Source organism: Stenotrophomonas sp. STEN063 (assembly GCF_056854515.1).
Window position 1 is genome coordinate 1 of record NZ_JBXFWF010000028.1, and the last position, 24,588, is coordinate 24,588.

The window sequence follows — 24,588 nt, forward strand, 5'->3', positions numbered from 1 at the left end:
GGGTAGAGCCGAACCATGTTCGGCAGGGGCCTTACCGGTGAAGCCCCTGCCGAGCATGGCTCGGCAATACCGCTGTGAAAGACCCTTGCCGAGCATGGCTCGGCACTACAATTGAAAAACCCCGGTTTTCCCGGGGTTTTTCATTACAACAGCTACAACACCGCCTACGCCGTCTTGTCCTTGATCGTGGTGCTGGGGCCATTGCCCTTGACGCTGGTGATGCCGGCTTCGCGCGCGGCCTGCGAGGCATACATCTGGCTGCTGCCGATCACCTGGTGATTGGCCGCTTTCAGATTGAAATGGTAGCGACCGTCACTGGCGGTCTTGCGCTCGTAATGCGCTTCATCCGGGCTGTTCTTCTGCACCGAGGCGATGCCGTTCTCAGCCCCGGATCGCGCGGTGTAACGCTCGCTGGTCAGGATGACCTCGGCGTTGCCTGCCTTGAGCACGAAATAGAACTGACCGTCGCTGCTCTTGTCCAACTCGTACCAACCTGCCATTGCAATACCCCGCTTGAGGATGATGCCGGCACGCTGCCGCCCTGCTACCGCCGCCGCATGCGTGGCTGTTGCCCGGATGACCGGACGTTGGAAGCCGCTAGCTGCCGCGGCTACAGGTGCGACTCTACCTCAATCTTCTGTCCGTTCCAGCCAGGCCAGCTTGCGCTCACGCGGCAGCTGCTTGATCTGCCATTCGGCGCGGGACGCGGCCGAGCGGTCGGCATAGGCGCGGCTGGCCAGCACCCGCAGCGGCGGGTGCGCGCGGGTATAACGCGCGCCCTTGCCGGCAACATGGGCCAGGAAACGGGCCTGCACATCGGTACTGATACCCGCGTAATAGCTGCCGTCACGGCACTCCAGCAGATACAGAAACCACAGCCCCTTCACCTGGCCCTGCCCCGGCTTACAGGCTGGCTGCGTCGGCAATCTTGCACAGACCTTCGCCAACCGCCTTGTTGGAGGTCATCTGGCCACCCTTGATGCTGAAACGCACTTCGACGCGGACGCTGCCGTCAGGCTGGCGACGCACGGTGGTGCGCAACGGAACGGTAGAACCGCCGCCGCCACGGACCGGATTCTCGGCGGCGATGTAGCCGGTGGTCTCGTTCGGGTAAATCCCGACCATGCCTTCGGCTTCGATCGCAGCAACGGTCTTGGCGAACGCGTCGGCGTAACTGACACCTTCATGGTCGGTCGAAGCCAGGAATTGCTTGCCGCTGGTGAAGCCACCGGCCACCGACAGGTTCTGCAGGCAGCCACTGCCCGAATCAAAAACTTCCTTCTTGGCCAGCGCCAGCGACGGGACCAGCATCATCGCCAATGCCACGGTGCACATACGGGTACGCATCAGTTCCTTCTCCATGGAGCGGTGATTCATAGGCTTCCTGCCGGAGACGGTGCTCCCCCTGTCTCCAAAGCAGGCGGGAGGCCTACCGCCTCCCGCCGCGTAAACTACTTGGACAGCCCGATGTGCGCCAGTGAAACTGTCACGGAATCCTCAGGCCGCCGCCTCCAGCTGGGCGCGGCGGCGTGCACGCACTGCCTCGGCCAGACGCTCCAGCACCTGCAAGGTGCTGTCCCAATCGATGCAGCCGTCGGTGATGCTCTGGCCGTAGACCAGCGGCTGGCCTTCGACCAGGTCCTGGCGGCCGGCCACCAGATGGCTTTCAATCATCACCCCGACCACGCGCTGCTCGCCGGCTTCCAGCTGGCTGGCAATGTCATCGACTACCTTCGGCTGGTTCTCCGGCTTCTTGCTGCTGTTGGCGTGGCTGGCGTCGATCATCAACCGCGCCGGCAGCTGCGACTTGGCCAGCACGTCGCTGGCGGCCTGCACGCTGGCGGCGTCGTAGTTCGGGGCCTTGCCGCCGCGCAGGATCACATGGCAATCCGGGTTGCCGCGCGTGGCCACGATGGCGGTGCCGCCCTCCTTGGTCACAGACAGGAAGTGGTGCGGGTGCGAGGCCGCGCCGACCGCATCGGCAGCGATCTTCACATCGCCGGTGGTGCCGTTCTTGAAGCCAACCGGGCAGGACAGGCCCGAAGCCAGCTCGCGGTGCACCTGGCTTTCGGTGGTACGCGCACCAATCGCGCCCCAGGCCACCAGATCGGCGATGTACTGCGGCGAGATCACGTCCAGGAACTCCACGCCAGCCGGCAGGCCGAGGCGGTTGATGTCACGCAGTAGACCACGCGCAACGCGCAGGCCCTTGTTGATGTTGAAGCTGCCGTCCAGGTCCGGGTCATTGATCAGGCCCTTCCAGCCCACCGTGGTGCGCGGCTTCTCGAAGTACACACGCATCACGATCTCAAGCTCGCCGGCCAGCGCATCGCGCAGCGGACGCAGGCGCTGGGCGTATTCCATCGCCGCAATCGGGTCGTGGATCGAGCACGGGCCCACGACAACCGCCAGGCGGTCGTCCTGGCCGTGCAGGATGCTGTGCAACGAGGCACGGGCGTCGGCCACGGTCTGCGAGGCTTCCTCGTCACAGGGCAGCAGCGCCAGCAGCTGCGCCGGCGAGGTCAGGGGTTCAAGTTTACGGATGCGCAGATCGTCGGTATGGGGGGGCATGGGGGTCTCCAGTTCAAAGCAGTGAATGGTTTGGCCCCAGCGTGGCGGCATGAAAAAAGCCGCCAGGTTCGCTGGCGGCTTTTCGGGAATGCATCTGAAAGTTTCTTCAGGGTAAGCGCAGTCCTTCCTCCGCCAGCGGCTTGGGAAAGTAATACCAAAAGTAAAAGCTGGCGCGGGCTGCGTTCATGGGGAGCATTGATAACACGGTTTTTTGTGCGATGCGACAGTTTCAGCGGCAACAGACCGGGAGCGTCGACAGGTTCAGCCTTGGCGAGTGGGCAACAGCAGCTCGTCATTCGGCCTTTCAAGCAGCTGTTGAATCGATCAGCGACATCTGCCGGAGCTCCAATGAATGAGCCCGTTTGGCAACGCGACTGCGCGCATATGAACCGTGGATTGCCGCAATGTGTGCGCTGCAATTGTTCATCCCGCGCGGAAATGCGCGTTCCACAGGTAGCTGGACAATCGGCTCGTCGTGGCAGCGATACTGACAACTGATTAAACGCACAAAGTCATTCCGATGAACGACACCAGTTCCGAACTACTGCAGATTGCCTGCCCGCATTGCAACGCCGTAAACCGCGTCCCTGCCACTCGCCTGAGCCAGGCACCGTCATGCGGCCGCTGCCATCAGGCCTTGTTTTCCGCAGCGCCGATGGTCTTGAACGCGAGCGCGTTTGAAGCACACGCCAACCGTTCGCAGATTCCGCTGCTGGTGGATTTCTGGGCCAGCTGGTGCGGTCCCTGCCGACAGATGGCGCCGGAGTTCGCGAAGGCTGCCGTGCATCTGGAGCCGCATATGCGCCTGGGCAAACTGGACACGGAAGCCGAGCCCGCCATCGCCACGCGCTATGCCATCCGCAGCATTCCAACGATGGTGCTGATCCTGGGTGGCCGCGAGATTGCGCGGCAGTCCGGCGCCATGCCAGCCGGCAGCATCGTGCAATGGGCGAGCAAGCACCTGTAGTGCCGAGCCATGTTCGGCAGAGGCGTTCGCGGTAAAGCTCCTGCCGAGCATGGCTCGGCACTACGGCTGGGTGCTGGTGTTTGTAGGAGCGGCGTGAGCCGCGAGGCTGGTGCTGCTTGAAAGGCCGCAGAGCTACCCCTCCCCAACCCTCCCCTCCGCCTTCGGCGCAATGGAGGAAGCAACAAAACAAAACCCCGCCTTTCGGCGGGGTTTTGCGTACTGCAAGCAGCGGTGAGGCTGCGGTGGACTTAGAAGTCCATACCGCCCATGCCACCCATGCCGCCCATGCCACCGGCGCCGCCCATTGCCGGCTCGTCCTTCTTCGGAGCTTCGGCAACCATGGCTTCGGTGGTGATCATCAGGCCAGCGATCGAGGCTGCGTTCTGCAGTGCCGAACGGGTCACCTTGGTCGGGTCCAGGATGCCGAATTCCAGCATGTCGCCGAACTCGCCGGAAGCGGCGTTGTAGCCGAAGCTGCCGGTGCCTTCCTTGACCTTGTTGACGATGACCGACGGCTCTTCACCGGCGTTGGCAACGATTTCGCGCAGCGGCGCTTCCATCGCGCGCAGGGCGATCTGGATGCCGTGGTTCTGGTCTTCGTTGTTGCCCTTCAGGCCGGCCAGTGCGGAAACAGCGCGCACCAGGGCGACGCCGCCGCCCGGGACCACGCCTTCTTCGACGGCTGCGCGGGTAGCGTGCAGGGCGTCGTCAACGCGGTCCTTCTTTTCCTTCATTTCGATTTCGGTCGATGCACCGACCTTGATCACGGCAACGCCGCCGGCCAGCTTGGCAACGCGTTCCTGCAGCTTCTCGCGATCGTAGTCCGAAGAGGTTTCTTCGATCTGGGTCTTGATCTGCTTGACGCGCGATTCGATGGCAGCGGTATCACCGGCGCCGTCGATGACGGTGGTGTTTTCCTTGGAGACCTGCACCTTCTTGGCGCGGCCCAGGTCCTTGATGGTGGCCTTTTCCAGCGAAAGGCCAACTTCTTCGGAGATCACGGTGCCGCCGGTCAGCACGGCCATGTCTTCCAGCATCGCCTTGCGACGGTCGCCGAAGCCCGGTGCCTTGACGGCCACGACCTTGACGATGCCACGGATGGTGTTGACCACCAGGGTCGCCAGCGCTTCGCCTTCGATGTCCTCGGCGATGATCAGCAACGGCTTGCCGGCCTTGGCGACGCCTTCCAGCACCGGCAGCAGGTCACGCACGTTGGAGATCTTCTTGTCGTGCAGCAGGATGTACGGGTCATCCAGGTCAGCGGTCTGCGACTGCTGGTTGTTGATGAAGTACGGGGACAGGTAGCCGCGGTCGAACTGCATGCCCTCGACGACGTCCAGCTCGTTTTCCAGGCCCGAGCCTTCCTCAACGGTGATCACGCCTTCCTTGCCGACCTTCTTCATCGCTTCGGCGATGATGTTGCCGATCGACTCGTCGGAGTTGGCCGAAATGGTGCCGACCTGGGCGATGGCCTTGTCGTCAGCGGTGGGCTTGGAGATGTTCTTCAGCTCGGCGACGGCGGCGATCACGGCCTTGTCGATACCGCGCTTCAGATCCATCGGGTTCATGCCGGCGGCAACGGCCTTGGCGCCTTCGCGGATCAGGGCCTGGGCCAGCACGGTGGCGGTGGTGGTGCCGTCGCCAGCGTCGTCATTGGTGCGCGAAGCAACTTCCTTCACCATCTGCGCGCCCATGTTCTCGAACTTGTCAGCCAGTTCGATTTCCTTGGCAACGGACACGCCGTCCTTGGTGATGGTCGGGGCGCCGAAGCTCTTCTCGAGCACGACGTTGCGGCCCTTCGGGCCCAGGGTTGCCTTGACGGCATTGGCGAGAACGTTGACGCCGCGCACCATGCGCGAACGGGCGTCTTCACCGAAACGAATATCCTTGGCAGCCATTGCGATTACCTCTGAGTAGAGCCGAGCCGAGCTCGGCTGCTTTTATCGGGAAAGGGGGTTTACAGGAACAGGTGGCGCGGCAGCTCAGCCGATGACGGCAAGCACGTCGTCTTCGCGCAGCACCTTGTACTCGACGCCTTCGGCCTTGTAGGACGAACCGGCGTACTGGCCGTAAATGACCTTGTCGCCAACCTTCAGCGACGGGGTACGCACCGAACCGTTGTCCAGCGGCTTGCCCGGGCCCACGGCCACGACTTCACCCTTGGTGGACTTTTCCTTGGCCGAATCCGGGATCAGGATGCCGCCGGCGGAGATTTCGTCGGCTTCGATCGGCTTGACCACAACGCGGTCGTGAAGCGGCTTGATGCTCATGAAGGACCTCTTAAGTAATTGATTGGCCTGAAATTCCGGCGACACCGACTGGAAAACAGGGGGACGTCGGCATCACGCGTAAAAAGACCCGTCGTGCGGGCTTGTTTGGGAGATGGGGCTGGCTGGGGGCCTTTCAAGGGCAGGTCGGCAAATTGATTGGCGCGGCCCTGCCGGGCCAATTCGGGGTCGGCAGGGCCTCTCTGCCCTTCCCCCGAGGGAGAGCTGACGCAGTCCGGCCTCCTCAACTGGCTTCCTTGGTCCGGCCGAACCGTCGCCCGCCCCCGATCACCACTACCGAGGCGGGCACAAGTCTCAATCGCAAAGCATTGGCCACGCACTGAGCGCGTACTGGCTGCTGACCAAGTCCATGACACTATTCCGAGAGCTGTGTATGGATACCCATTTCAATGTCAAAGGAGAAAAGAATGAAAGTGCTGTATCGATTTCGCCCGTTTTTGCCTGTCTTTCTCGCCGCCTGTAGCCAGCTGACCGGCCCGTCTGCCAGCGAATACATGGACGCCAACATCAGCAACTGGAACGGCCTGATCGCCAAGGTAACGATTGGAGCGGCGGCAACGATGCCGAGCGCCTGATCCAGGCCATGGCCGAGCGCAAAGATCTGGCCAGTCCACCGCCTTGGGTTGTCTCAAGAGAAACACCGCCCCGGTCTGCAGAAATGGCTTTTCCGCATCCTTGTTCCCAGACCACAGATAGCCGCCGTCTTGAGGGAAGGCCTGCCGCGCCAACTATGACAAACGAGAGAACCGTGACAGGTCGCACTCGGCCATTTCCCCTCTCAACAAACCGCACCGCAGATGCACATCGCTTGTCGAGAAAACCGCCGGTCGGCGTTTACCACCAATCTCCGAATCACAGACACCTCGGAACAAAGTCGACCCCGCTGAGCTGGTCTCTAACCGCTAGCGCTTGACGCACTAGAGGTGACCACAGCCCGTCTTCGCTATTCCATTCCGCGCCCGCCCACCGCTTATCCAGCACCAACGACTCCCTACCACTTTCCAATAACTCTCGGAGAACAAAGGCCACTTCTTCAAGATCAACTTCAAATAGGTCTGTGTAGACACCCGTGGGATTCTTCCTTCTATCGTTCAAGCAATAGCTGTAGAACCAAATCCAGTCACAAGCCACATAAACTGCTCTATTGGTATCAATGTGCGTTTTGAGGAGATCGAGAAGCCCTAAGCAAAATGAGCTTGGCACACGCAAGTCTTTGGTCTCAAGCCATGCGGGAAAGACCACGAAGTTAAAGGCATCGCTTACATTCTGTGGCTCGGCATTGTCACTCTTTCCTTCAATGAAGTATGGGGGAACGCCTGCCAAAAATTTTGCCACTTCGCCCCTGTTCATCACATCGAAAAAAACCACAGGATCTGGCTTCATTACTGAACCTTTTTAACGCCCGGAAGCGCCTTCAAACCATCAATATCATTCGCGTGACGAATGGGAAAATTGTTCAGCACACTCTCTCTCATACCTCCCGGGGCCGTCAGACCTCCTGGCCTCCAAAGACTATTTGCGCCACCTTCGTTTCCACTAGGCATAACCACATCGGGATCTTTGACAGTCATCATGTAAATGTCTTTCCCCCTCAGTGAACCCGGATTGTAGCCCAGCGCGTTCTCCAAGACTGCGACATCGCCAGTAGCCTTGTATTGAATGATGACTCCATCCAAGTCAGCCTGATTCATCAGAAATTTCTGCGGATTGAATGATGGGTATTTCGGATTGGCGATATCATCCGCGGTGAAAAGAAATCCACCACCATCTCGTTTGAATGAGCCGAGATGCTCATCAATGTAAGCCTTCTCAAGGTACGTATCTGGTGCCGGACGTGAGCCCTTAGGAATGGCAACAATGTCATCCGCAATAACACCCGGCTTGAAAACTGGGGAGCCCGGCTTGGGCAATGAGCCTTGGCCAATTCTGCTTAGCCTTGGACCCGCGAACAACAACGCAAAGCCCGCAACACCCACCATGATGTCGCCATAACCGGGCCCAAGTGACTCCCCCCATTCATGTAGCTTCATCATGCCCAGCGCGGATCCTGTGACCACTGCACCGAACACCAAAGCAGCTCCAAGCCCCGCAGCAAAAGCCGCTGCACCAGCTGCGCCCAGAGCCACGAATCCGAGAACCTGCAACCCTGTCTCGAACATCGCTTCGTAATCAGTGATATTGACGACGCAGACGGTTGGACCACCCACGGTTACATTGGCACTCCCGCCTTTGATCTTCGCGCCGCAAACCAGTCTCATCGATTGCCGCACCATTGGCTTGCCATTGATGGTGACGGTCTTTGAGCCCTCCGCGATCAGAACGGGGCCTGGCATCGTGAGGTGGTTCATTGGCGCACCACTACAGCCGGGCGCAAAATCCATACCAGCGCGTAGCGCCATCCGACTGTTGACGGTTACCCGACTGGCTCCGACTGCAACGAGTGTGCCTGTGGTTGGCCCAGGTAGATCCGCGGCCTTCATGATGCCGCGCGCCAATGCACCACCGGCCATCCCGCCACCTGCGATACAACCGCCAACGATGGCTACGATTGCGAGCCCGCCGGTCGCTACCCCGGCTGCGACAATGGCAAGACCTATAGCTGCTCCAATCAAGGCACCAGCCACCATCCCCATCAGGCCGAAACCATGAACAACTTCGTCGTCCAATCGTGCAGCGCGTAGCGCCGCTTCCGCGGCGCTCACTCAGATTGCCGAGAAGAGGTGGCGACGCTTTCCAAATGGCTTCGGAGTGCTTCGAGGGTATCGAAAGGAGGTGCTCCAACGAGCCCGGACACCCCACTCAAGCGCTTCTGCAGTGGCAACGACACACCCACGGTGTCTGGAAGAAGCTCATAGAATCCGCGTTCTACCCGCAGCACACTCCGACGATTCAGCTTGACAAAAACAGGTTTGAGAGGGAGTCCGTCGCTGGCGAAGAATACCCACCCCTCACTCTCAACCTCCAACGGGTCGATACGGCGACAGGCTTGCTCTGAGTTTTCAAACACGTGTAGCTGCCGATCTCGCGCAGACAGCACAAATACATGCGGAAGCCGCTGGGTCTCCATTGGCTCATCCGCTTCAGCTGTCTCTGCCTCACGTTTAAACAGCCTGAAGCTGGTCAACAGCTGTTGCCAGACCTTATCTATCCGCTTGAACTCACTCGCCATCGCCGACGCGGTCAGAGTGAGCATCGCTGATTGATGCCGCACATAGAGCTGTCGTTGCCGCAGCAACGCACTGCCGTTGCTTCACCACTGGTAGTCAACGATGGCCGCAGCGCACCCATCAACCTCAAGCTCATTCATGCTGATCTGCTTGTAACCAGGAAAACTCTTCTTTGCGGCCTCCTGCTGTGCACTCGCATACTCGGCAGGCGTCTCCAACGTTGTTTCGTAGTCACGCGTAAGAATGATCGCGGCGTCCTTGTTGCTATTGGAGCCGGGCAAGCGAAACACGTTCATCGATTGGTCACGCCAACCTTCTGGCACACACAGCAAACCTTCGTGCAGGTGATACTGAGACATTCTGTTACTCCGCTTCCGGGTTGAGGTCGACAGACGTAGTGCCGACGATCTGCACGACCACGCCATTGAGCAGGATCGTTCCGTCAGCCTGAAGTTCCAGGCTGCTCTTTCCGGCCTCAAGGCGAACAGCAGTTTTCCCAGTGATTTTCACGTACTCAGTTTTGGCCTCCAGCTCCACGCGTGTGTGCGCCTCTGCTTTGATTCCTTTGGCTTTAGTGCTCAGTCCAATCGCGGTTTGCGCTTTGAGCGTAATGTGCTGTTCGACCGCAGCAATCTCGATGGATTTTTGAACCGTGTTGGTCTGACACCCTTTACTGACTACATTGCTCTGCATAGGCCCTTTGACCACGGTGGTCATGTTGTTCAGGACCGTGGTATCCATATCCTTCTGCGAATAAAGATCAATCAGCTCCTTGCCGGCGGTATCGCGGATCGTCATCCGGCATTGGCCGCCACCACCGGGCGTTGAGTTGCTGATGAACCCCATGACGTTTCCGCCATCAGGGCCGTCGAACGGCATGGTCTGTTGTGCGTTGAACAAGCGCCCTGTACAGACCGGGCGATCGGGGTCGCCTTCGATGTAATCGATCAGCACTTCCTGACCGATGCGAGGAATGGAGACCGTGCCCCAGCCGCGTCCCGCCCAAGGTTGCGACACGCGTATCCAGCACGAACTGCATTGGTCGTGCCTGCCCTCCAGATCCCACGGGAACTGCACCTTGATGCGGCCGAGCCTGTCGGTGTGGATCTCCTGCCCGGCAGGGCCAACGACGGTCGCGGTCTGCGGCCCCTTCATCGTCGGCTTGGGATGATGCCGGAAAGGGCGGTATGGCACTTTGCGGCGGATCAGGGTCAAGCTGTTGTTGTAGACATCAGCCTCGTCATAGCTGCCGCCATCAAGATTGAAGTTGTTGCGTGCGTCGATCTGCGTACCGACCACGAGGAAGTCAGCATCGGCCCCGTTCTCAAACCAATGGTGACCACTGAGCTGGAAGGTGTGGCCGGTAACGATGCCGCGGCACTGCGATTGCGCCATGAACAGCTTGGCCTGCCATTCGTAGGCTTCCATCAGATGCTGCGCATCGCGGCTGCCTGCGCGCTTGTCCGGATACGTATATGCCGGGTTTCCGTGATAAACGGTCAGCTTGGGCACATTGCCCTGCTGCGCGACCGTCGGCTGCTCCACATACTGAGTGGCGTATGGGTCTGTGTACTTGAACGTATTCAAAGCCACCGCGCTGGGCTGGAAGCTGCGGTACGCCGCCAGGCTGGTAAGCGTGTCCTGCGCATCCACGTGATTGCCCGCGTTGTAGCGCACCACTGCGTGATTGGCCTGCGGCGGGCAGAACGTGTTGTCGGCAGAGTCGTCACTGATTACCAGGCTGTGGCCCTCGGCGCGGTGCTCGAAGTAATAGAACAGGCCGTGGCGCTCAAGCAGGCGACTGACAAAGTTCAGATCGCTCTCGTCGTATTGAACGATATAGGTTTCCGCACTGGGCCTGCGGTTCACCCGCACCTGGTAATCAGGCAGACCGCCATAGTCCTTGAACACCAGGTCGAGCACATCCAGCACCGACATATCCTGGAAGATACGGCTGTTGATGCGCGTGCCCAGGTACCACAGCCACGGCCGAAGCTCTGCGCTATACACCGCTAGGCCACCGTCAGTGCATGCGAAACCGAACGAGGTGACATAGCCATTGATCGGATGCTCATTGCCATCGGCCAACCTGATCCCGACGGTGAAGCTGTTCCCCATCACTTCCTGCAGGTCGATTGCCGCATTGCGTGATAGCAGTTGCAGGTGATAGCAGTATAGGTCCGATAGCGCAGCGCTGCCTTCGAGGCTGCTCGCGTACAAGCGCTTGTCGCCACCCAAGGGGGCATGCAGGCGCAGCAGGCGATCCCTGTCTTCCAGTGCCCCACGCGCTTCATCCAGCGTGTCGCGCAGGTGGGTCATCGGCGGCGCGTAGAACTCAGGCTTGGCGATGAAGTCCTGCACGGCCTGGCCGCCGAGTGGATGCTCGTCGGGGATCAAGCTGCCCGCTACAAAGGGTGGTGTTGCAAAGTTCGCCAAGCTGGCAGGAGTAGCCAACGACTGCGCAAGCCCCGTGCTATCGGGCACCTTAAACGTTCCCTGCACGAAAGGCGGCGTTGCGAAACCCGGCAGGCTGGCGGGAGCTGCCACAAAGTCTGCAATGCCAGAGACAGCGGTCGCGGCATCAGTGACGCGAGAGAGCCCTGGCGCAACAATTCCGGCAAGCGGCGCGCTGGCTGCAAGGCTCGCCAAGGCATCACCACTCTGCAGCGCTTGTGCTGCACTCAGTACCGTTGAGGCTGTCAAAATGGCCTTCTGCGCCTTTGCAGCAACTTCGCCATCAATGGACTGCAGGACTTCGTCCGCTGCCTTCAATGCTTTGCCTGGAGCAAGCACATCCGGGACCGACCCAGTGGCAACAATGCACGGCGTAGCGCCGATGATTGGCGTCGACGGCGAACTCTTGAATTTTTCTGGCATGCGGCCTCCTGCCCGGTACAGCACTAGCGAATAGCGTTCGCTTGACTATAGGCAGATTCAGCACCAGATGATTCAAAATATCTCCGGAATTACGCTGCCCAATACCGATTTCGGGGTTCGGCATTGGATATCAGTTTCACCAGAGAAACTTCAGCAACACATCAGCAAAAGAGAATAAAAAAATGGCGCGCTCCGGGGATAACGGAGCACGCCATGGCAATAGAGAACCGCCCTGTTCTGGGCTGAACTACTTTTTTTGGAATATCAGAGGTACCGCGACCACTGCACCGAGGCGCTGGCAGGGCTTGCCGGCAGCCCACCGCTGCCGGTGCTGCACACCGGGAGCAGGTTCAGGCCGCCACCGCTGGGAACATCAACCGCGATGCCGCCAGCGGATATCTTGGTATCGGCGGTCTGGTTGCTGCCTACCGTCAAGCTGCCGTGGATGGTGACGGTGGCACCACTGGTCGACAGCTGCTTGCCCAGCATCACGCTGCCACGCAGCTCCCAGCCCGCGATGTCGGCAGCGCCTTCGGCGATCACGGTGGTGTTGGCAATCGGCAGGCCCTGGTAGGTCTGCGGCTTGCCATCAGGTCCCTGCCCTTCCCACTCCACCAGCTGCGTGCGGCTGGCGCACAGGTTGGTCGGATAGAAGTCGCCGCCACAGACCTTGGCCGCACCGGCGAAATTCGGCGCGATCAGATCGCGATGGCCGGCAGTGGTAAGGGTGACGTTGCCGCCACAGGTGGCCTGGCTCGGGTCGTCACAACCGCGTACCACCAAGGTATTTAGAAAATCGGTACTGGTTCCGTCGATCTTCACCGACTGGTCAAACCACAGCACGCCCGCCGGCATCTTGCTGACCCCGTGCAGCAACCAGCTGCCATCGCTCTGTCTGGCCTTCAGGCAGCCTTTCTCATTGGTGTAGTTGCAGGTCATCAACTCCTGCAGGATCGCCAGTTGCGCGGGGCTGGGATTGTTCAGCGGATACACCCCGTCGATGGAATCACCATTGGCACGCTTTACATTGCGGATGGTCAACTGCGCGGCGCCACCAACCGTGCTGAAGGCGTAGTTGGCCGTGGCCAGGAAGTTGTCGGCATCCACCGGTTTGACCCGCGCTTCGCAGTACGGGATGCCGGGCAGGCCCGGACTGGTGCCTGCCTGCCTAGTCTGCACGTTGTTTACCGGCATGTTGAGGGTGCCGGCGAGCCGGCCCGAGCCACTGACTGAAACCTGGTTGACCGTCATGTCACCGCCACCGAGCAGATTCTTCACCGTGCCCGATGTCATCGCGATGTTTCCACTGGCCCAGAGCGTCTCGTACTTGCCGCTCCAACCCGACACGGTGACGTTATAGCCCCACAACTGGCCCACCGTGAGTGTTGCCAAGCCAACGGTGCCGCCGGCAATACGGGTGGAGCGGAAGCTCAGCGCATCCGGCAGGCTGACATTGTCCGCGCCCTTCAAGCGCTCGGCAGCGGCCGCACCGGTTACCAGGCCGGTCGTTGCATCGACCTTCAACAGCGGCGCGCCGGCGCTGTCCTGCTTGCTGAAATCCAGCAGGAACTGGCTCTGGTCGGCCAAGGTGATCACTGCGTGGCCGCTGTGGAGCGGCGCAACGGTACCCGTCACCCACGGCGTGCCGCCGGTTACTGTGGACGCAATCAGGTGGCCGCCGACTTCGGCGGTGCCGATCAGCGCGGTGCCGGAGTAAACGCCAACCGCATAGGCGCCAGCCTTGATCGCGGTGTAGTTGCCACCGCTGACACCACTGCCGATCTCGACATTGCGTGCCCACAGCGTGGTTCCATTGGGATTGCCCATGCCGTTGATGCGGATGGTGCCTTCCGAATACAGATGACCGTTGTCGGTGATGCCACCGCCGCTCAATGACACATCGCCCTTGACGCAACCGGAGATGCGCGCGGTCGAACCACCGCCAATCGTCAGGTTGCCGGCTACCACGATGTTCTCGTAATCCACCGCATTGGTGACGTCGAGCTTGCCGCCGCTGTAATCCAGGTTGCCGTTGAACACCATCGGTGCCTTTGGCATCGATGCGCATACCGGTGGAATGCCCGGGGTGCCACTGCCGGGCACAACGTCATAGATCACTTCGACGGTGGCTGTGGTCAAGGCACTGCCGACACCCGCGGTGCCAATGACCTGGGCACTGACCCGGTAGTGGTCGCTGCCGGTAGCCTCGATCGATGTCACCGTTGCAGCGCGCACGCCCAGCGCTTCAAGCCCGCTGACTGGCTTGGCATCATTGCCTACCCAGCCCGGCCATACGCTGGTATCAACCTGCAGCAGGTACAGCCGCAGTGCTTCGACACCGCGCCATGCCGCCGCCTGTGCAGCCGTGGCCGAATGCGTGGTGAGCTGCTGCGACTGGGTGCCGCGCAACGAGTAAATGGTTGCGGCAACCGTGACCGATACCGCCAGCCCCACCATCAATACGATCAACAACGTGGCTACGCCGCGCTGCCGTTTGAATGCGGAAAAGCGATTCCTGTCCATGCCAACACGTCCCCTGTGCATCAGATGGTCACGGCCAGGTTGGGCAGGCAGGCCAGGAACAGATGGCTGCTGGCATCGTTGCGTTCCAAGGCCAGCTGCTGGCCGACTGCCGCGGCAGGCGTGCTACTGAAATCCTGCTGCATGTAGGGCAGGCATTGCCGCTGCCCCTTCAGTGAGAACACGTAGCCGGGCGCCAGTGTCATCGCGCCGACTTCCTCCTCGCCCGACGCGAACGCACTGCCGTCTTTCTGTGCCGGAGTGAAGAAAGCGGCGCTGCCGGCGAGCAGCTGTCGTTCGCTGCTGTTCCACGCGGCGACCTGGGCGTCGCTGCAGGCCTTGGGGGTGAAACGATACAGGCCTTCGCCATCCACCAGCCGCAGGCCCGAGCAGACATAGCCGGCAGCAGAGAGCTCGGTCTTGTAGCGCCACACCAACTCCTTGCCTGCGTCGCGAACATGCAGCTTGCTGGTCAAGCTGTCGGCGGCCGGCACACCAAAGCCAGCGCCCTGCAGCTCGATCTGCGCCGACAACAACGCCGCCGATACCTGCCCATCGCGCAATGCAGAACGCGATGCGTTCGCGGAAACCTCCACCATGGTCTTGTACAGCGTCATCATCGCGGCAATGGTGATCAGCGAGATCAGCAGCCCTACCAGCATGCTGATCAGGCTCTGGCCGCCTTGCTGCCGGCGGCCGATCCGGGTGGCAGTGCGTGCATGCATGTTCATTGCTTCGTCGACACCAGCAGATCGGGATCGTTTTCGTTGGCGCCCTTGCTGCCGAGATCGGTCGCGGCGACCGTCAGGTCCACCCGCTGTGGTGCCTCCACGGTGCGTGCAATACCCGCCATGGCTACCGTTGCGGTGGCGGCCTCGCAGCTGACCGCAGCGCTCCTGGACTCGCCGTTGGGCATGCCGATCTCCAGCGTGCCACTGCCGCACAAGCCCACGCCCTGGGTCTGCAGACTGTCGCGCAGACGCTCAACCACCAGGTTTTCGACCTTGGCATCGCGCTGGTTGTTCATCACATTGGCCATTACATGGGCCAGACCGGCGCCGATGATGCTGGTGATCAACACCCCGACCAGAGCCTCGAGCATGATGTCGCCGCGCTGCCGGCGTCGCGGGTCAAAGCAGATCGACATAGAGCGGTTCCTGGCTGTTCATGCCAATGGCGATACGCGAATGGGTGGCTGCGCTGCTGCAGCTCGCCGCGCCCGGCAGGCGCTGGCCACGGTTGTCGAAGGCCACGCAGGACATCAGCGCGCCCGAGGCTTGCAGCTCGTCTGCATCGGCATAGTCATCGGCGCCGGTCAGGCGATACTCGCCACCGCGCGGCAACTCGCCCTGCCACAACACTTCGTTGCCAGCGCCACGCAATATCTGCAGGCTGCGACCACTGTGCTGCAGACGTGCCGAAACAGCCGCACCGGTGACGTGCTCCGGATTGCGCAAGGCCAGCGAGCGGGTCTGCGACACGGCCTCCCACAGCAGGTTGCGTGCCTGCATCTGCCGGTTGCTGTCGATCCACTGCAGCGTGAACGGCATGCCTGCCAAGGCCAGCACCGCCATCACCGCCAGGGTCACCATCAATTCGATCAGTGAAAAACCCGTGGCGCGGCGGCTCATGGCCAGTCACTCACGCCGGCACAGTTACCGGACACCGTGCGGCTGTTGTCCGAATCGAGCTTGAGCGTGCAGCCACTGGCCTTGCCCAACGCGCTGCCGGCGACCGCCTTGAGCTCATAACCACTGTTGGTGGCGGTATAGCTATAGGTGAACTGGCCAGCTTTGGTCGCCGCATTCCAGCCCTTCTTGGCTGCCGCGTCACTGGCCGGGTAGCCCAGTGTGCGCTGGCGGAAATTCTCGACCGTACTGGACAACGCCATCAAATCGCTCTGCGCTGTACGGAGCTTGCTGCGCAGAACGTAGTCCGAGTACAGCGGCATGGCGATGCCGGCCAGGATGGCAATAATGGCCACGACGATCATCAGCTCGATCAGCGTGAAGCCCCGGTTTTTGTGTTGCTGCATATGCCCCCCTGTAGAGCCCTGCGAACACCTGCATCCGCCGTGACAAGAACCTTCGTAGGAATTGGCCTCCATCTGGCATCAGATGAAAACCGCGTGAAACTGTGACCGGCCGCAATATACAATTGATGACAACGATGTCAACACTTCCATCCGAAAACGCCTCAAGCGCTTCTGCCACAATGGCTCGATGGACGTAAGACTGGTCTTCTGCACCTGCCCCGACGAACAAACCGCGCAGGCCTTGGCTCACCATCTGGTGGAGCAGCGTTTGGCTGCCTGCGTGAACTTGTTGCCTGCGATGCGGTCTGTGTACCGCTGGCAGGAGCAGATTGAACAAGCTGAAGAGATTCAGCTTGTTATAAAAACCTGTGCTGATCGGTTGGATGCGTTGAGCGCCGCGATCAGGTTGCACCACCCTTATGAATTGCCGGAGATCGTGGCGATCTCCCCCAGCGCCGGCCTGCCGGCGTATCTGGACTGGATCCGGGCGCAGACCCGGGAGGAAACATAATTAATGATGCTGTTGCGACAATTTGCCGCTTTCTGCCTGCTTACCCTGACCGCCCTGCCGGCGCTGGCCATCAATGAGAAAGACCTGCTACCCGTAGACCAGGCCTTTGCCCTGCGTGCCGAGGCTCTCAGCCGCGACCGCATCGAGCTGCGCTGGGACATCGCCCCGGGCTATTACCTCTACCATCACCGCACCAGTGTCAAAGCCAGCCCCGGCTTCACTGCCGGCGCGCTGCAGATGCCACAGGGCGAGAAGAAGCACGACGAATTCTTTGGCGATGTGGAGACCTACCATCGCCAGCTGCGCGCGGTCCTGCCGGGTACCGCCGACGCGGGCGCCACCAGCGTCACCCTCGAAGTCCGCTACCAGGGCTGTGCCGATGCCGGCGTGTGCTACCCGCCGCAAAAGCGCAACGTCGAAGTAAGACTGCCCGCAGCAAGCGGCGCCGCGCCCGCGGCTGCAGCCGCTGCACCGTCTTCCGCACCCATCTTCAACCCGCTCGCCGGCAACAACGGTGGCGGCCTCAGCCTGCCCGGCGCGCCCGCCGTGCAGGGCCTGCCGCTGCCCTCGGAAAAGGCCTTCGGCTTCGAGGCCATCGTCGACAACGGCAACCGCCTGCTGCTGCGCTTCTCGCCGGCACCGGGCTATTACCTGTACCGCGACCGCACCTCGCTGGCACTGGAAGGCGCCGATGGCGTGCGCGCCGGCCGCCCACAATGGCCCGCCGGCAAGCCCTACCGCGACGAGCATTTCGGCAACGTGGTGGTCTATTTCGACCAGGTCGATGTACCGCTGCCATTGCGCCGCGACAAGCCCGACGCCACGCCGGCCACCCTGGTTGTCACGTTCCAGGGCTGCCAGACCGACGGTATCTGCTATCCACCGATGACCCGCCGGGTACGGCTGTCGCTGCCCGCCGGCAAGATCTCGTCGAAGGAAAAAGAAGAACTGGCAGTTGCCCCCTTGGTGATCCAGCCGTTGCCGGCCGGCAAGAAGGGCGAAGTCCCGCCGATGCCGCTGATCGACCCGGCCAACCCGCCGGCACCGCAGCCGCTGGTGGTGCGTCCGGCTGCTGCGGCCGCCAGCCTGGCCGAAGCCGCGCCCGATGCGTCCGCCGACAATACCCGCCGCAGCCAACCGCCCGCCGATACCGCCGGCAACGGTTCGCTGCTGTGGGTTCTGCTGCTGGCGCTGGCTGGCGGCCTGATCCTCAATCTGATGCCCTGCGTCCTGCCGATTCTGTCGCTGAAGGTGCTGGGCGTTGCACAGAGTGGCGAGAGCCGCCAGCGCGCGCGCAGCCACGCACTTTGGTACACGGCAGGCGTGCTGGTTGCGTTTGCCGCGATTGGTGGCCTGGTGCTGGCACTGCGCGCTGCCGGCCAGGCAGCCGGCTGGGGCTTCCAGTTGCAGCACCCGTGGTTCATCGCCGCGCTGGTGTACCTGATGTTCGTCGTTGGCCTGAGCCTGTCCGGGCTGTTCACCCTGGGCGGCAATGCCGGCCAACTGGGCCAGAGCCTCGCCAGTCGCAGCGGCCCCAGCGGTGATTTTTTCACCGGCGTGCTGGCCTGCGTGGTCGCCAGCCCCTGCATCGCACCGTTCATGGGTCCTGCCTTGGCCTACGCCTTCACCGCACCGCCGGCCTTGGCGATGCTTGTGTTCCTGGCATTGGGGCTGGGTCTGGCACTGCCGTTCCTGCTGATTGGTTTTGTACCAGCGCTGGCCGAGCGGCTGCCCAAGCCGGGCGCATGGATGGAAACCTTCAAGCACGTGATGGCCTTCCCGATGTACCTCACTGCCATCTGGCTGTTGTGGGTGCTGGGCAAGCAGCGGGGCATCGATGCGATGGGCCTGATGCTGGTCGGCCTGACCCTGCTGGCGCTGGGCCTGTGGTGGTTTGAACGCAGCCGCTGGCATAGCCGTCGGATCGGCATGGTGCTGGGCGCGGTGATCGCGCTGCTGGCGCTGGTGCCGGTGTGGGGCGTGACCCGCCTGCCGCCGCCGGGCGCTGCCATCGCCAGCGAAGGCACGGTGTCCTATTCGCCACAGATGCTGGACCGCCTGCGCGCCGACAACCGCGTGGTGTTCGTCAACATGACCGCTGACTGGTGTGTCACCTGCAAGGCCAACGAACGCAACGTGCTGGACCGCGACAAGTTCCGTGACACGCTCAAGCGGGTCAACGCGGTGTACATGCGCGGTGACTGGACCAATGTGGATCCGCAGATCAGCGCCTTCCTCGAGCAGCACAAGGCGGTCGGTGTGCCGCTGTATGTGGTGTATGGACCGGGGGCACCGCCGCGCGTGCTGCCGACCGTACTGACCCAATCCATCGCTGAAGAAGCGCTGCTGCGCGCGGCACGCTGATGCGCCGCGCCGCGTGGTGGGTGGCAGGTATCGCGGCCGCAGCCGGGCTGTCGGCCGGTGCATGGCTGAGCCGCCCGGTCACACCGCCACTGCCGTCGATGAGCACGCCCTCTGCACCGCTGAAATCGGCGACGCCGGTGCAGGGTGTGCGTGTCGGCGAACTGATGCCTTCATTCACCCTGCCCGACCTGGATGGCATGCCGGTGAAGTTCCCGGAGCAGTTCAAGGGCAAGCCGCTGTTGATCAATGTGTGGGCCAGCTGGTGTGCGCCCTGCATCGAGGAGATGCCCGAGTTGGCGCGCTTTGCTGCGCGTCATGCGGACACTGGACCGCAGGTGGTGGGCTTGGCCTTGGACACGCCGGAAGCGGTGCTGGATTTCCTTGGCAACGTGCCGGTGTATTACCCGATCGTGATCGAAACGCCGGGGCCGCAGGATGCCAGCGTCAAGCTGGGCAATTCGCGGGGCCTGCTGCCCTACAGCGTGTTGATCGATGCGCAGGGGCGCGTACTCGCGCAGAAGCTGGGGCCGTTCAAGGCGGGTGAGATTGATGCGTGGGTTGCCAGCGTGGAGCCTGCTGCCAAGCAGTGAACCTGCAAGCCCTGGATTGATGTTTGCGCTTGGATTGGTCGCACGGATAAGCGCAGCGCGCCCGAGGCTTGGTTCGCGCCAAGAGCCAAGAGCTCCCCTCATCCGCCCCTTCGGGGCACCTTCTCCCGCTTGCGGGAGAAGGGAATGCACTCCGCTCGTGTTCAGCTGCAACTGACGCATTCCCAACTCTGCTTTGATTTGTTTTGCTCTGCTTTGATTTGCTCTGCTTTGATTTGCTTTGCTTTGATTTGCTTTGCTCCGCTCTGCTTTACGTCCCTTCTCCCGCCTGCGGGAGAAGGTGCCCCGAAGGGGCGGATGAGGGGAAGCTTTGCTTTGAGCTTTTGCCTTTGAGCTTCTGCTTCTGGCTTCTACAAGGTGCTTCGCACCTCACCCTCTCCCCAACCCCTCTCCCGGAGGGAGAAGGGCTCAAGCTCAGATCACCAGAACGCCGCGTACAGCGCGACCAGGATCGCGATCACCGCCACCGAGCCGATGTTGAACACGACGCCCGTGCGGTAATCCACGTCACGGGTGTCGATGATGTCCTTCTCCGGCGCCGCCGGGGTCAACAGTGATACGCCTACCGCCAAGGCCAACGCCAGCAGGAACACCAGGCCGACGCGGTCGATGAAGGGCAATGCCGGCCAGGCCAGCTTCAACACGATCGACAACACGAACGAACCAATCGCCGCCGACAGTGCACCCGCCTCATTGGCACGCTTCCAGAACAGGCCCAGCATGAAGATCACCACGATGCCCGGGGTGAAGAAGCCGGTGTATTCCTGGATGTACTGGAACGCCTGGTCGAAGCTGCCCAGCAAGGGCTTGGCGGTGAGAATACCCAGCACCACCGCCATCACCGCAGCGATACGGCCCACACGTACCAGCTTGGTCTGATCCGCTTCGGGATTGCGCTTGGCGTAGAAATCCAAAGTGAAGATGGTCGCCACCGAATTGATCTTCGATGCCAGCGAGGCAACGATGGCCGCCACCAGCGCGGCAAACACCAGGCCGAGCACGCCGGTCGGCAGCATCCGCATCATCGTCGGATAGGCCTGGTCCGGCTTGTCCAGGTTCGGTGCCAGCATCACCGCGGCGATACCCGGCAATACCACGATCACCGGCATCAACAGCTTCAGGAACGCAGCAAACAACACGCCCTTCTGTGCTTCACCGATGCTCTTGGCCGCCAGTGCACGCTGGATGATGTACTGGTTGAAGCCCCAGTAGCTGATGTTCATGATCCACAGGCCACCCAGCAGCACGCTCAGGCCAGGCAGGTCCTTGTAGAAGGGGTTGTCCTTGCTGAGGATCATCTCGAAGTGACCCGACTGCGCCTGCCACAACTTGTTGAAACCGGCGACGATACCCGCGCCATCGCCGAGCTGGTTCAAAGTCAGCCCTGCAACGAACAGGCCGCCGAGCACCAGCAGCGTGACCTGCACGATATCGGTAAGCGCGACGGCCTTCAGGCCGCCGTACAACTGGTACAGCAGCGCGAACACGCCGATCAGCACCACCGCGGTCATCTGGTCGATGCCGGTGACCTGGTTGACCGCCACCGCGCCCAGCCACAGGATCGAAGTGACGTTGACGAACACGTACAGGCCCAGCCAGAACACCGCCATCACCGTGCGGATGCGGCTGCCATAACGCTGTTCCAGGAACTGCGGCATGGTGTAGATGCCGTTGCGCAGGAACACCGGCAGGAACCACTTGCCGACGATCAACAAGGTCAGTGCGGCCATCCACTCATACGAGGCCACCGCCAGACCGATCGCATAACCCGAACCGGACATGCCGATGATCTGCTCGGCGGAAATATTCGCCGCGATCAAGGAGGCGCCGATCGCCCACCACGGCAATGACTTGCTGGCCAGGAAGTAGTCCTTGGCGTCCTTGCTGTGCCCGGCTTTCTCCCGCGACACCCATTGCGCAAGGACGAAAATACCGGCCAGGTAGACCAGTACGATCGCGATATCCAACGTACCCAAACCCATCTCATCACTCCCTGTTGTGCACCGACCGGGCTGTCATCCCTGCGCCCTTTCGCTACCGACCCCAACGGGCCACATCATCAGGTGCGCCGGCACCCTCCCGTACCGGCGCTTTCGCTGTTTCAGCGTGTTGCGCAGTCTACGTTTACCTCGGCCTCACCGGCAGCGCCAAGAGCGATCCGTGATACCGAAATATCCGCAACGGCAGCCGTTTCCAGCTCAGTGGTACGTTGGATCCTGGACAGATCCGCACCCGCGGCGGCAAAGCACTTGAGCGGCACGCCAACGCTGACCCACTTGCCAGCCGGAATGGCCGACAAGGTGGCTTGCAGGTCGACCTTGGCCGCACAACCCGCACCGCAACCCACACCCACCGTCAACGGTGCCGATACCGCGCTGTCGCGGCGCAGCGTCAACTGCAGCTGCACGTCGCCGTTGCTCTCGCGGGTGACGTCAATGGGCGTGGCGGTAATCAAGGCGAACTTTGCCAGTGCCGTGCCCGACCACTGCAGGCGGCGTGCATCTTCCTGCGCCTTGTGATCGACCGCGGTCATCTTCAAGGTGCCGTCAGCCAGTACGGTCGGCACGGTGGTGGCCGGCATGTCAGGCTGCGATGCACTGGACAGCTGCAGCGACAGGCCCAGCGCCGGGCGGCCCTTGGCGAAGTACACGCCGCTGCCGGCCTGCTCACCGCTCACGCCGGAGTCTTCCGGCAGCGCTGCCACATCACCCTTGTCGGCATAGCTCAGGCCATGGCCGAATTTGTACAGCGGGTTGTGGCCCGGCTTGTTGACCGCCGAGTCGATCGCGGTGCGCGGCCAGGAGAAGCTGAGCTTGCCCTTGAAGTCGTGGTTGACGCTGCCATCGGCCTTGCGCAGCAGCACATCGGCGATACCCGCGCCTTCCGAACCCGGCAACCAGGCCGCGACGAAGGCGTCGGAGGCATTGATCTCGCGGTTCATCCACAGCGGACGACCGCTGATGAACACCGCCACCACCGGAATGCCTTCGCTCTTCAGGCGCTTGAGCAGTTCCAGATCGGCATCGTTGCCCGGCTTGTACAGCAGGTTGGGGATGTCACCCTGGAATTCGGCATAAGGCTCTTCGCCGAACACCACCACCGCCACATCCGGCTTGGCCTTGTACTTGCCATCGACCGCCAGCTCGGCGCTGCCACCAGCAGCACTGACTTCACGCTGCAGGCCTTCCCAGATGGTGTCGGCGTTGGGGAAGTCAGCACGTGTCGTGCCGGTGCCCTGCCAGTTCAAGGTCCAGCCACCGGCCTGCTTGCCGATGTTGTCGGCGCCGTCACCGGCCACCAGCACCTTCTGGTCGGCGCGCAGCGGCAGGATGCCGTTGTTGTTCTTCAACAGCACCAGCGATTCGCGAACGGCCTGACGGGCGACAGCACGGTGCTCGGCTGCGCCCAGCAGTTCAAACTTGCCGCCCAACGCACGCGCCGAAGGCTTCGGCGCATCAAACAGGTTCATGCGGAACTTCACCCGCAGCACGCGACGCACCGCATCATCCAGGCGCTCGGTCGAGAGCTTGCCCGACTTCACCGCGGCGACGGTGGACTCGTACATGCCCTTCCAGCTGTCGGTGGCCATCGCCATGTCCAGGCCGGCGTCATAGGTGGCCGGGCAATCGGTGGTGCTGCAACCGGGAATCTGGCCGTGGCCATTCCAGTCGCCGACCACGAAGCCGCCGTAGTTCATGCGGCCCTTCAGCACGTCGGTCAGCAGCGGCTTGTGGCCGTGCATCTTGACCCCGTGGAAGCTGTTGAACGAAGCCATCACCGACTGTGCACCGGCCTTGATGGCGGTGACGTAACCGGCGCTGTGGACATCACGCAGCTCGGCCTCGCTGACCGCGGTATCGCCCTGGTCCTTGCCGTCGGTGGTGCCGCCGTCGCCGACGAAATGCTTGACCGACACCATCACGTGCTTGTCGTCGAGGAAGTCCGGCGCGCCGACCTTGCCCTGCAGGCCTTCGACCATCGCCGCGGCGAACTCGGCCACCAGCTGCGGGTTCTCCGAATAGCCTTCATAGGCGCGGCCCCAGCGCACGTCCTGCGGCACCGCCACGGTCGGCGCGAACGCCCACTCCATGCCGGTGGCGCGGGTTTCGGCGGCGGTGATCTGGCCGATCCGGCGCTGCAGTTCAACGTTGCGGGTTGCACCCAGGCCAACGTTGTGCGGGAACAGCGTCGCGCCCACCACGTTGCTCTGGCCGTGCATCGCATCGATACCGAACAGCAGTGGAATCGCCTTGCCGCCACCGCTGGTATCCATCGACGCGGCCCAGAAGTCATCGGCAACCTGCAGCCAGTCCTTGGCCGGTGCGTTGTACTTGCCCCCCGGGTCGGAGCTGCCACCGGCCAGGATCGAGCCCAGCCGGTACTTGCGTACGTCGTCCGGGGTGATGCTGGCCAGGTCGCCCTGCACCAGCTGGCCGACCTTCTCCTCCAGCGTCATCGTCGCCAGCAGATCGTTGACGCGCTTTTCCAGCGCCGGATCTTCCGCCAGCGGCCATTCCACCACCGGCCACTGTTCCGGATGGATCGTGCCGTCATACGCGGCATCGGTCGTGGCCGCCTGCGGTGCAGCCTTGTCGCCGCTGTTGCAGCCGGCCAGCACCGCGATACCCACTGCCAGCGCGCCAATCAGGGCAGCGCGGCGTGTCGAAAACGTCATCATCC

23 protein-coding genes are annotated in these 24,588 nt (G+C 62.1%); 5 read left to right on the forward strand and 18 right to left on the reverse strand.

Annotation, left to right across the window (positions count from 1 at the left end; translation table 11 throughout):
* Positions 1-164: 164 nt before the first annotated feature.
* The 4 genes from AC1VWL_RS09425 to AC1VWL_RS09440 form a co-directional block, all read right to left on the reverse strand.
* Positions 165-500: a YegP family protein gene (locus AC1VWL_RS09425; RefSeq protein ID WP_482986492.1), complete on the reverse strand. Its 336-nt coding sequence runs from the start codon at positions 498-500 to the stop codon at positions 165-167.
* A 129-nt stretch (positions 501-629) separates the two neighbouring features.
* Positions 630-887 (reverse strand): GIY-YIG nuclease family protein, encoded by a 258-nt coding sequence (locus AC1VWL_RS09430; protein ID WP_481509357.1) that lies wholly within the window; start codon positions 885-887, stop codon positions 630-632.
* A gap of 16 nt (positions 888-903) precedes the next feature.
* Positions 904-1,347: a hypothetical protein gene (locus AC1VWL_RS09435; RefSeq protein ID WP_481533475.1), complete on the reverse strand. Its 444-nt coding sequence runs from the start codon at positions 1,345-1,347 to the stop codon at positions 904-906.
* Positions 1,348-1,497: 150 nt separating this feature from the next.
* Positions 1,498-2,571, reverse strand: coding sequence for a 3-deoxy-7-phosphoheptulonate synthase (locus AC1VWL_RS09440; RefSeq protein ID WP_482986493.1), 1,074 nt, complete (start codon positions 2,569-2,571; stop codon positions 1,498-1,500).
* Between the two features lie 520 nt (positions 2,572-3,091).
* Between AC1VWL_RS09440 and trxC the strand changes: the two genes are divergently transcribed.
* Positions 3,092-3,538, forward strand: coding sequence for a thioredoxin TrxC (gene trxC, locus AC1VWL_RS09445; protein WP_482986494.1), 447 nt, complete (start codon positions 3,092-3,094; stop codon positions 3,536-3,538).
* Positions 3,539-3,786: 248 nt separating this feature from the next.
* Here the strand turns inward: trxC and groL are convergent, their stop codons facing one another.
* Positions 3,787-5,436 (reverse strand): chaperonin GroEL, encoded by a 1,650-nt coding sequence (gene groL, locus AC1VWL_RS09450; RefSeq protein WP_282267471.1) that lies wholly within the window; start codon positions 5,434-5,436, stop codon positions 3,787-3,789.
* 84 nt (positions 5,437-5,520) lie between these two features.
* Positions 5,521-5,808, reverse strand: coding sequence for a co-chaperone GroES (locus tag AC1VWL_RS09455; protein WP_282267469.1), 288 nt, complete (start codon positions 5,806-5,808; stop codon positions 5,521-5,523).
* Between the two features lie 425 nt (positions 5,809-6,233).
* On the opposite strand from AC1VWL_RS09455, the gene AC1VWL_RS09460 reads away from it, so the two are divergent.
* Complete coding sequence (locus tag AC1VWL_RS09460) at positions 6,234-6,401, forward strand: hypothetical protein (protein WP_482986495.1); 168 nt, start codon at positions 6,234-6,236, stop codon at positions 6,399-6,401.
* A gap of 277 nt (positions 6,402-6,678) precedes the next feature.
* Here AC1VWL_RS09460 and AC1VWL_RS09465 read toward each other — a convergent pair whose 3' ends face one another.
* From AC1VWL_RS09465 to AC1VWL_RS09510, 10 genes are all read right to left on the reverse strand, one after another.
* Positions 6,679-7,209 carry a hypothetical protein gene (locus AC1VWL_RS09465; RefSeq protein WP_482986496.1) on the reverse strand — a complete coding sequence of 177 codons (531 nt, stop codon included), beginning with the start codon at positions 7,207-7,209 and terminating at the stop codon, positions 6,679-6,681.
* Positions 7,209-8,528 carry a PAAR domain-containing protein gene (locus AC1VWL_RS09470; protein WP_482986497.1) on the reverse strand — a complete coding sequence of 440 codons (1,320 nt, stop codon included), beginning with the start codon at positions 8,526-8,528 and terminating at the stop codon, positions 7,209-7,211. The genes AC1VWL_RS09465 and AC1VWL_RS09470 overlap by 1 nt, the downstream gene beginning before the upstream one ends.
* Entirely contained in the window at positions 8,525-9,019 is a 495-nt protein-coding gene (locus tag AC1VWL_RS09475; protein WP_482986498.1) for a hypothetical protein, read from the reverse strand. The genes AC1VWL_RS09470 and AC1VWL_RS09475 overlap by 4 nt, the downstream gene beginning before the upstream one ends.
* Before the next feature lie 57 nt (positions 9,020-9,076).
* Complete coding sequence (locus AC1VWL_RS09480) at positions 9,077-9,352, reverse strand: DcrB-related protein (RefSeq protein WP_482986499.1); 276 nt, start codon at positions 9,350-9,352, stop codon at positions 9,077-9,079.
* A 4-nt stretch (positions 9,353-9,356) separates the two neighbouring features.
* Positions 9,357-11,870 (reverse strand): type VI secretion system Vgr family protein, encoded by a 2,514-nt coding sequence (locus AC1VWL_RS09485; RefSeq protein WP_482986500.1) that lies wholly within the window; start codon positions 11,868-11,870, stop codon positions 9,357-9,359.
* Positions 11,871-12,134: 264 nt separating this feature from the next.
* A complete protein-coding gene (locus tag AC1VWL_RS09490; RefSeq protein WP_482986501.1) occupies positions 12,135-14,393 on the reverse strand; it encodes a hypothetical protein in 2,259 nt (752 codons plus the stop codon).
* Between the two features lie 20 nt (positions 14,394-14,413).
* Positions 14,414-15,115 carry a hypothetical protein gene (locus AC1VWL_RS09495; RefSeq protein ID WP_482986502.1) on the reverse strand — a complete coding sequence of 234 codons (702 nt, stop codon included), beginning with the start codon at positions 15,113-15,115 and terminating at the stop codon, positions 14,414-14,416.
* A 2-nt stretch (positions 15,116-15,117) separates the two neighbouring features.
* Positions 15,118-15,537 (reverse strand): type IV pilus modification PilV family protein, encoded by a 420-nt coding sequence (locus AC1VWL_RS09500; RefSeq protein ID WP_481533470.1) that lies wholly within the window; start codon positions 15,535-15,537, stop codon positions 15,118-15,120.
* Positions 15,521-16,021, reverse strand: a complete 501-nt coding sequence (locus tag AC1VWL_RS09505; RefSeq protein WP_481533469.1) for a pilus assembly FimT family protein — start codon at positions 16,019-16,021, stop codon at positions 15,521-15,523. The genes AC1VWL_RS09500 and AC1VWL_RS09505 overlap by 17 nt, the downstream gene beginning before the upstream one ends.
* Positions 16,018-16,425 carry a type IV pilin protein gene (locus tag AC1VWL_RS09510; protein WP_481533468.1) on the reverse strand — a complete coding sequence of 136 codons (408 nt, stop codon included), beginning with the start codon at positions 16,423-16,425 and terminating at the stop codon, positions 16,018-16,020. The genes AC1VWL_RS09505 and AC1VWL_RS09510 overlap by 4 nt, the downstream gene beginning before the upstream one ends.
* 187 nt (positions 16,426-16,612) lie before the next feature.
* Here AC1VWL_RS09510 and cutA point away from each other — a divergent pair, with 187 nt between their 5' ends.
* From cutA to AC1VWL_RS09525, 3 genes are read left to right on the forward strand one after another with little or no spacing between them, the layout of a single operon-like run.
* Positions 16,613-16,936 carry a divalent-cation tolerance protein CutA gene (gene cutA, locus AC1VWL_RS09515; RefSeq protein ID WP_282267453.1) on the forward strand — a complete coding sequence of 108 codons (324 nt, stop codon included), beginning with the start codon at positions 16,613-16,615 and terminating at the stop codon, positions 16,934-16,936.
* A 3-nt stretch (positions 16,937-16,939) separates the two neighbouring features.
* Positions 16,940-19,300, forward strand: a complete 2,361-nt coding sequence (locus tag AC1VWL_RS09520; RefSeq protein ID WP_482986503.1) for a protein-disulfide reductase DsbD family protein — start codon at positions 16,940-16,942, stop codon at positions 19,298-19,300.
* Positions 19,300-19,890 carry a TlpA family protein disulfide reductase gene (locus AC1VWL_RS09525; RefSeq protein ID WP_482986504.1) on the forward strand — a complete coding sequence of 197 codons (591 nt, stop codon included), beginning with the start codon at positions 19,300-19,302 and terminating at the stop codon, positions 19,888-19,890. Before AC1VWL_RS09520 ends, AC1VWL_RS09525 begins: the two co-directional genes overlap by 1 nt.
* A gap of 437 nt (positions 19,891-20,327) precedes the next feature.
* Here AC1VWL_RS09525 and AC1VWL_RS09530 read toward each other — a convergent pair whose 3' ends face one another.
* Together AC1VWL_RS09530 and AC1VWL_RS09535 are read right to left on the reverse strand one after the other, a co-directional pair.
* Positions 20,328-21,890: a sodium/sugar symporter gene (locus AC1VWL_RS09530; protein WP_482986505.1), complete on the reverse strand. Its 1,563-nt coding sequence runs from the start codon at positions 21,888-21,890 to the stop codon at positions 20,328-20,330.
* Between the two features lie 119 nt (positions 21,891-22,009).
* Positions 22,010-24,586 (reverse strand): glycoside hydrolase family 3 protein, encoded by a 2,577-nt coding sequence (locus tag AC1VWL_RS09535; RefSeq protein WP_482986506.1) that lies wholly within the window; start codon positions 24,584-24,586, stop codon positions 22,010-22,012.
* Positions 24,587-24,588: the final 2 nt, after the last annotated feature.

What these genes read in the sequence shown, in the direction of transcription:
- AC1VWL_RS09425 (WP_482986492.1), bottom strand. Translation starts at nt 500, where the DNA reads ATGGCAGGTTGGTACGAGTTGGACAAGAGCAGCGACGGTCAGTTCTAT.
- AC1VWL_RS09435 (WP_481533475.1), bottom strand. Translation starts at nt 1,347, where the DNA reads ATGCGTACCCGTATGTGCACCGTGGCATTGGCGATGATGCTGGTCCCG.
- AC1VWL_RS09440 (WP_482986493.1), bottom strand. Translation starts at nt 2,571, where the DNA reads ATGCCCCCCCATACCGACGATCTGCGCATCCGTAAACTTGAACCCCTG.
- trxC (WP_482986494.1), top strand. Translation starts at nt 3,092, where the DNA reads ATGAACGACACCAGTTCCGAACTACTGCAGATTGCCTGCCCGCATTGC.
- groL (WP_282267471.1), bottom strand. Translation starts at nt 5,436, where the DNA reads ATGGCTGCCAAGGATATTCGTTTCGGTGAAGACGCCCGTTCGCGCATG.
- AC1VWL_RS09455 (WP_282267469.1), bottom strand. Translation starts at nt 5,808, where the DNA reads ATGAGCATCAAGCCGCTTCACGACCGCGTTGTGGTCAAGCCGATCGAA.
- AC1VWL_RS09460 (WP_482986495.1), top strand. Translation starts at nt 6,234, where the DNA reads ATGAAAGTGCTGTATCGATTTCGCCCGTTTTTGCCTGTCTTTCTCGCC.
- AC1VWL_RS09465 (WP_482986496.1), bottom strand. Translation starts at nt 7,209, where the DNA reads ATGAAGCCAGATCCTGTGGTTTTTTTCGATGTGATGAACAGGGGCGAA.
- AC1VWL_RS09475 (WP_482986498.1), bottom strand. Translation starts at nt 9,019, where the DNA reads ATGCTCACTCTGACCGCGTCGGCGATGGCGAGTGAGTTCAAGCGGATA.
- AC1VWL_RS09480 (WP_482986499.1), bottom strand. Translation starts at nt 9,352, where the DNA reads ATGTCTCAGTATCACCTGCACGAAGGTTTGCTGTGTGTGCCAGAAGGT.
- AC1VWL_RS09485 (WP_482986500.1), bottom strand. Translation starts at nt 11,870, where the DNA reads ATGCCAGAAAAATTCAAGAGTTCGCCGTCGACGCCAATCATCGGCGCT.
- AC1VWL_RS09490 (WP_482986501.1), bottom strand. Translation starts at nt 14,393, where the DNA reads ATGGACAGGAATCGCTTTTCCGCATTCAAACGGCAGCGCGGCGTAGCC.
- AC1VWL_RS09495 (WP_482986502.1), bottom strand. Translation starts at nt 15,115, where the DNA reads ATGCATGCACGCACTGCCACCCGGATCGGCCGCCGGCAGCAAGGCGGC.
- AC1VWL_RS09500 (WP_481533470.1), bottom strand. Translation starts at nt 15,537, where the DNA reads ATGTCGATCTGCTTTGACCCGCGACGCCGGCAGCGCGGCGACATCATG.
- AC1VWL_RS09505 (WP_481533469.1), bottom strand. Translation starts at nt 16,021, where the DNA reads ATGAGCCGCCGCGCCACGGGTTTTTCACTGATCGAATTGATGGTGACC.
- AC1VWL_RS09510 (WP_481533468.1), bottom strand. Translation starts at nt 16,425, where the DNA reads ATGCAGCAACACAAAAACCGGGGCTTCACGCTGATCGAGCTGATGATC.
- cutA (WP_282267453.1), top strand. Translation starts at nt 16,613, where the DNA reads ATGGACGTAAGACTGGTCTTCTGCACCTGCCCCGACGAACAAACCGCG.
- AC1VWL_RS09520 (WP_482986503.1), top strand. Translation starts at nt 16,940, where the DNA reads ATGATGCTGTTGCGACAATTTGCCGCTTTCTGCCTGCTTACCCTGACC.
- AC1VWL_RS09525 (WP_482986504.1), top strand. Translation starts at nt 19,300, where the DNA reads ATGCGCCGCGCCGCGTGGTGGGTGGCAGGTATCGCGGCCGCAGCCGGG.
- AC1VWL_RS09530 (WP_482986505.1), bottom strand. Translation starts at nt 21,890, where the DNA reads ATGGGTTTGGGTACGTTGGATATCGCGATCGTACTGGTCTACCTGGCC.
- AC1VWL_RS09535 (WP_482986506.1), bottom strand. Translation starts at nt 24,586, where the DNA reads ATGATGACGTTTTCGACACGCCGCGCTGCCCTGATTGGCGCGCTGGCA.